Genomic DNA, 6841 nt, shown 5'->3' on the forward strand with positions numbered 1-6841 from the left:
CTGTAATTTTATTAGTTGATATCCTTTATTGCTCCATAGTCTTATAAAGCTTTTGTAGGTAACGCCAACGAGTAATAAAGAAATATAAAACTTGTATACATATAAATGAAATTAAAATAAAAATCGAGCTATTTAAAATAGAAAAACTAACTAATTGTTGCAGTGCCGTATACGCTACTACAGTATGAATCACCGCAACAGCAATCGGTAAGAAGAACATTAATAATAACTGTCTCGTTACAACTTTTTTTAACTCTTGTTTACTTAATCCCATTTTCGAAATCATTTTATATTGTTGTTGATCACGGTCCAAATCAGTGTATAATCGGAAATAAATAAAACTAGCAGCAAATGTAAAGAAAACGATTCCGACTAAAACACTTGCCATAAGTAATAAACCATTCTTTTGCTTTGCCTCCAACAAGTTTAATGTTAAAGCTTCAAAGTAGAAATCACTGTCCCTAAGATCTTTATCGAATATACTTTTTAATTGATTTGAAATCTCTTTCGTTCTTATCCAATCATCTACAACAAATCCGTAAGTACGATGTTGAATATCTTCATCCTCTGGATTACTCGTCAGAGGAATTTCATCATACACATGATCTTGAACAGCAATATAAATACTACTAGAATCATGTGGTAAAACTAAATTCTCTACAGTTTTCTTCACACGAAATGTCTTTGTCCAATCTCCTTGAATGACTTCAATATTTTTTTTATAGTCACCATTTTTAAATTCTTGCTTTTGTGACACCCTCCCAGGGATTAGTAAAATTTCATCTTCTTTTTCAATCGTTTCATGTTGGTACCCGAGTGCTCTCGTAAGTTCATTATATTCACTTAATTTCAATACATTTACGTTACTTTCTGTAAATTTACTTGAAGATGAAGCCATTCGATACGGAATATTTGCATCCAAGAGATGTTTTTTTATAATAGAGAGATGTTTATCTACCAATTTGTTATTTTCAGAGCTTTCATACAGAAATGTATATGGGTTTGTCATCCACACTAAATTTCTATTACCAATAGCAGCTGTTGTACCAATAGCTGTAAATGCAACTGCTGAAATAATAGATACAATAAAAAACATCGTTGCATTATCTTTCATACGGTAAATTAATTCAGAAAACGTTAATATATTTGTTCTTTTTAAAAAGAAAGATTCTCTCCTTTTAGCAAGATGTAATATATAAACGCTACACTGTGTATATAAAAAGTACGTTCCTATAATTACTAGTAAGACACCCATTCCGAGTGTAGTAAAGCTGGAACTTGAAATAAAGCGAAATACTGAGAAATATCCATATCCTATACTAATTAAAGAAAGCAGTGATAATAAAATTGAAGATTTCGGTTCAGGTTTTGGCTTTTCCTCTGCTCGAATAAGTTCCACAAGTTCCGTTACTTTTATCATTTTAAATGTAAATAATGAAACAATTAAAAACAAGAAAAGAAATGTAATAACTGTTAATAATACAGCTCGGACTGGTATATAAAAAGGCAAACCATTATTAATCATTAATACACTTGCGCTTATCAATAAAACTAGTTTAGAAAATATGAGTCCAATGAAAATCCCTATACAAATTGAACCAAGTCCAATCAACATATTTTCAATTAATAATAATTTCTTAAACTGTCTCATTGACATACCTTGCATCATTAATATGCCAAATTCTTTCTTACGAGTTTTTAAAAATGAACTAACTGAATATAGAATAAAGAAAAATGAAAATACAAAAATCAAACCTTGCGAAATTGTAAATCCCATCGTACCATATGCACTCATTGTTGCACTTGTTGATTTTAATTCCCCTTGTAAATCAGGATGAAATAATAAAAGAGCATATGTAAAGAAAACCATAATAGAAAATGTACTACTTAAAAAATGGGCAGCATATGTACGCTTATTACGAAAAATATTATTAAATGCGAACTGACGAAAAGTCATGCCTTTTCCCTCCTAACAAAGAAAGAACATCCATAATCTTTTGATAAAAGGCTTGTCTGCTTTCACCACAATAAATTTCGTTATAAAGTTGACCATCTTTAATAAATACTACTCTACTGCAAAAGCTCGCTGCATACGGATCATGTGTAACTAACATCATCGTTGCTTTTTCTTCTTTATTTAGAGTATCAAGCATCTCCATTACATCATTTGAAGATTTAGAGTCCAAGTTCCCTGTTGGTTCATCTGCAAGTAATAATTGCGGCTTATGAACGATCGCACGAGCGATTGCTGTTCTTTGAGCTTGTCCCCCTGATATTTCAAACGTTCTTTTATTCAAGATATCTGTAATATTTAACTTTTCTGCAATCTCTTCCAATCGCTTGTTCATTTCTTGCACGGAAACACCATCTAAAGTCATCGGCAATACGATGTTTTCTTTTACAGTAAGTGTGCTAAGAAGATTAAATGATTGAAATACAAATCCTAATTGTTTCCTGCGGAATAACGCTAATTCTTCTGATGATAATTGAAAAGGATTTGTACCATTTATTAAAATTTCTCCCGATGATGGAGAATCAATAGTAGATACCATATTTAATAACGTTGTTTTTCCACTACCTGACGGGCCCATAATTCCTACAAATTCACCTTCTTGAATTGATAAATCAATATCTACTAATGCTTTATAAGGTACTTTCCCTTTATATACTTTACTAATACTATTTGCCTGCAAAATTTCCATTTATATTCTCCCTTCATTTCCACTGCTCACTATAGAGTGTAAATGAATTGTCTTACAGCTCATATTGATTCATCTTTCATTTATCTTACACGCTTGTAAGATTTCTAAAAAAACTGATAACAAATCTATTTTCAATCTATAAACAAAGCATATCTACCTTATAATATTTGCATATTGGTTTGAATTACAATGCTATTTTCTAATCTTTATTTTATTAATATAAAAAGACCGATTTTTTATCGGTCTTTTTACTTTCAAATATTATATTTTAACTGTTGTATGTAGTTGAAGCATATTTGAGTTACCCATTAAATACTATTTCACTTTATAATAACCTCTGCAAAAAAATGAGCGCTTCGGTTTCATTGCAATCAAAAACGAATTGTAAATATCTGAGGCGGAAATGAATGTGTTTATCCAACATATAAATAATAAAATTGATTTAATATTTCCTGATACAAAGAACGACATCATAGCAGGAACTACTGATAATACAATAATAGGCAAGCTCATAAAGACCCAAAATCTCTTTTTGGATAAGACTGCATTTGTATTTAGCCAAAAAAATCTTTTACTAAATGTTAAGCTAATATCCCCTTTTTTACTTATTACTAAAATGTGTATACATTCGTGAATGATGAAGACTAAGATACCTATTATGATAAGATAAAATATATTAATATGAGTGAAACCTGTTTCAAAGAAATAAGGTATTAGAAAAATAATTATCTGGAGTATATATACAAACTTCATATAATGTTTTCGGTACCAATTATTCTGTATAAAAGGAGTCCATTCTGAATAAACCATACTTATTTGTGGTAAGTGACGAAACCAAATTATAATATGTGTTCCCCTCCCTCATTTAAACTAATTCCTGACTTAAAGATTTAATCTACTAGTACCAACCGTAAGTTTTATATGTAACTCTTTAATAGACTTACCAGCAATTTTTGTTGACTAAGACTAAATGCTTCTTTATACCGCCCACTTTTCTTTTCCCTTCCATTTTTTAAGTAATTGATTTGTAGAATGATTTGAGTAAGAAATTTGTATTATCATTGATACGTAAATTCGACAAAATATTCCAATCCCCTTTTCATAAATGATTTTCAACTCGATATCCCACGTACAGCTTGATTTTCCTATTTTGTTGAAAAGCAATTCCATCAAGAAATCGTACCTTTCATATGTTAGCAGGTATAAAGTGAAACATTAATCAGTGGGGGTTTTGTTCATCACCCACTGATTATCAGCCATCACTATTCGGGGGCTTACTGCCCGACAAATAGCGGGATAAAATGAATATAAAAAAGCTTAGAGTTTTAGCTCTAAGCTTTTAATGATCTCGTTTTAATTCCTTTTACAGAGAAATATTTTTTATCCATTCAGATTTACTCAATACATAATGATTATATAGTTGATTTTCTATCTTCTGTTCACTCAAATAAGTAAACCCGCATTTTTTAATAACTTTATTTGATGGTGCATTGTTAATTAAAGTAATTGCGTTGAGGACAATTAAATTTGTTTCTTTAAACAAATAGTCAATTAAACCTTTAGTCGCTTTTGTAGCATAGCCATGATTTTGATGTTCATTTGAGATAGCATACATTATCTCTCTGTTTGGTGAAGGGAGTTCTTCTTTCATGCCTGTGCAGCACCATCCAATGCATTCATTTGTAGCTTCCTTAAATATTCCTAGCTTTAACATATGATTATCTATGTTGTTCGTAGTTTTCACTGTCTCAAGAAATGCTTTGTTTGCTGGTATTTCGTAATTTGCAATCCAATCCATCCTTTGTTCTTTTGTTGATTTCCAGTCTGGTAAAAACTTTTCTATTTCCGGTTGATTTGCTATTTTATAAATACTCTCTGCATCTTTGACCATAAACTCTTGCAAGTATATATCTCCACAATCTATTCTAAATAACTTAGTTAAACTCTCTTCTCCCATGTTAATCCCCCTTACTTACGTTATAGCGCCTTTATCTGCTTCGTAAGTTCTATAAATCGTTCATCAAGTTCTTTATATTCTTTGTCGTTAGAAGTTAAAAAGCTTAATTTACCTAATACTTCTTGTCTCTCTGTTTCTAACGTTAAACGTAGCTCTTCAATCTCATCTCTTGTTTTAGTAGGTTCTTCTAGCTGCTTTTGTATCGTATTGTTTGAAAACACGAGTTTTATGTTAGTGGTTTTCTCCAGAAAATATCGATCGTGAGATACAATTACTAATGTTCCGTTATACTCAGCTAATGTATTTTCAAGTTGTTCACGTGAAGGTAGATCCAAGTGATTCGTCGGTTCGTCTAAAATGAGTACATCTTTTTCATCTAAAATATAAGCCATTAGCTTACATTTTACTCTTTCTCCCATACTCATATGCTCAATCGGCTCTTTCCATTGAGACGCTTGGAATCCTAAATGTTTCATTAAATTTTGGACTTTTCCCCTTTCTTCAAACGTCTCTTTAAAAAATAAATTTTCCGGTGTTTTATCAAGCGGTAAATCAAAAACTTCTTGTGTTAAATAGCCGATGTTTGCAGAAGGTGAAATCCATATTTCTCCTTCTGCAGTTTCGTTTCCCATAATCATCTTCAGTAATGTTGTTTTCCCACTACCGTTTGGTCCAACAATCGCAACTTTCTCACCATGCTGAATTGTAAAATTAACGTTTTCAAATAATACTTTCCCATGAAAGTCTTTTTTTAATTGCTTCACTTCTAAAAAGCGTTTTCCTATTTTTTTGTTCGCTTGAATAGAAAACTCAACTGAATATTCTTCTTTCACACGTTCTACTTTCGTTTTCTCCAGCTCTTTTTCAAGTCGTTTTCGTTTTGACTTCACTTGTGCATCCATTCGCTTCGCTTTTACACGATAGAATTCTTTCACTCCTTCTTGTTTTGTAGACTGCGCGTGTGCCTTTTGTGACCATGAACTCAATTCTTTTATATGTGTTTCTACTTGTTCTATCTTTTTTTGCTGCTTTTCATATTCACGCTGCTGCGACTTCCTTCTTTGCTCACGTACTTTCATGTAGCTCGTATAATTACCACTATGCTCAATTAAATTTTTGTCCTCAATTGACCATATTTTAGTTGCGACAACATCTAAAAAATATCGGTCATGCGATACAACGATAACAGTACCTTTCATATTTTTTATTTGTTTAATGAGAAATCCCGTACTGATCTCATCTAAATGATTTGTCGGTTCGTCTAATATTAAGACATTAGGATTTTCGGCAAATCCTTTTGCTAATCGAATTTTCAGCTTTTCACCACCACTTAAAGTATGAAAATCGTTCGTTGGCACGCCCCATTTCGCAAGAAGTTCTGCTTCTTGCGAAATCACATCATTACTAATAAAAGATTCTATTTCTTGCTCAACATATGCGGTTGTCATATTCATTTGCTGCCATTCAACAATCCCTTTTGAAGGCTCAATCTTTCCATTTATTAATTGAAGTAACGTTGATTTACCAGCACCATTTTTACCAATTAATCCGATAACATCCCCTTGTTTCACTGCTACATTCATTTTTTCTAACAAAGTATTTTCCTTTATTTCAACATAAACATCATTTAATTTTAAAATTTCTTTCATATTACCGATCCCTTTCATTAAGGGAGAACAAAAAAATCCTCCCAAAGTAATTTTGGCAGGATTAGTCGTTACATTATTTATACCCAAATAAGCTATTACGCAAATCAAATAGCAATACCGTTGTTTGGAATTGGGCAGACTAATCCTATTTTTTAGAAATTGAAATTTATTGAATTTCAACATTTAAAAATAAGATTAGTTAATCATCGTCCACCCATCATTCCTTTCCGTCATTAATAACCATATTGTACCATACTAGTACTGTATGAGTAAATGCAATTATTTGTGCTGTTAAAAAGATTGCTTTCTTTTAGGCTTATTTATCATTTCTTAGCTCCATATTGAACAAGCACAATGTAATACGTCCTTTAGATTTCCCCAGTAGTAAACTTCTAAGCACTCTCTCTTATATAAAGTGAAACTTTAATCAGTGGGGGTTTTCTTCATCCCCCACTGATTATTAGTTGAACCAATCGGACTTTTATGGGCAGTTGATCCCCCACCTAATTTCTTTGCTTTCGCTGAATTTTGAG

Annotated in this window: 5 protein-coding genes; all 5 read right to left on the reverse strand. The window is 31.5% G+C overall.

Annotation, left to right across the window (positions count from 1 at the left end; genetic code table 11):
- Positions 1 to 25 precede the first annotated feature (25 nt).
- Complete coding sequence (locus H6481_RS26645) at positions 26 to 1957, reverse strand: ABC transporter permease (RefSeq protein ID WP_000144179.1); 1932 nt, start codon at positions 1955 to 1957, stop codon at positions 26 to 28.
- Positions 1932 to 2702, reverse strand: a complete 771-nt coding sequence (locus H6481_RS26650) for an ABC transporter ATP-binding protein (RefSeq protein ID WP_000404443.1) — start codon at positions 2700 to 2702, stop codon at positions 1932 to 1934. The genes H6481_RS26645 and H6481_RS26650 overlap by 26 nt, the downstream gene beginning before the upstream one ends.
- A 315-nt stretch (positions 2703 to 3017) precedes the next feature.
- On the reverse strand, positions 3018 to 3512 hold the full coding sequence (locus H6481_RS26655; RefSeq protein WP_003270612.1) for a DUF3267 domain-containing protein: 495 nt from the start codon (positions 3510 to 3512) through the stop codon (positions 3018 to 3020).
- Positions 3513 to 4065: 553 nt separating this feature from the next.
- Positions 4066 to 4659, reverse strand: a complete 594-nt coding sequence (locus H6481_RS26660) for a GNAT family N-acetyltransferase (protein ID WP_182813642.1) — start codon at positions 4657 to 4659, stop codon at positions 4066 to 4068.
- A 20-nt stretch (positions 4660 to 4679) separates the two neighbouring features.
- Positions 4680 to 6308, reverse strand: coding sequence for a ribosomal protection-like ABC-F family protein (abc-f, locus tag H6481_RS26665; protein ID WP_078993450.1), 1629 nt, complete (start codon positions 6306 to 6308; stop codon positions 4680 to 4682).
- Positions 6309 to 6841 lie beyond the last annotated feature (533 nt).

The organism is Bacillus sp. ME78 (genome assembly GCF_903970865.1).
Classification (GTDB): domain Bacteria; phylum Bacillota; class Bacilli; order Bacillales; family Bacillaceae_G; genus Bacillus_A; species Bacillus_A cereus.

Bases quoted from the DNA above. Each gene is read 5' to 3' on its own strand.
- H6481_RS26660 (WP_182813642.1), bottom strand. From the start codon at position 4,659: ATGGGAGAAGAGAGTTTAACTAAGTTATTTAGAATAGATTGTGGAGAT.
- H6481_RS26650 (WP_000404443.1), bottom strand. From the start codon at position 2,702: ATGGAAATTTTGCAGGCAAATAGTATTAGTAAAGTATATAAAGGGAAA.
- abc-f (WP_078993450.1), bottom strand. From the start codon at position 6,308: ATGAAAGAAATTTTAAAATTAAATGATGTTTATGTTGAAATAAAGGAA.
- H6481_RS26645 (WP_000144179.1), bottom strand. From the start codon at position 1,957: ATGACTTTTCGTCAGTTCGCATTTAATAATATTTTTCGTAATAAGCGT.
- H6481_RS26655 (WP_003270612.1), bottom strand. From the start codon at position 3,512: ATGGTTTATTCAGAATGGACTCCTTTTATACAGAATAATTGGTACCGA.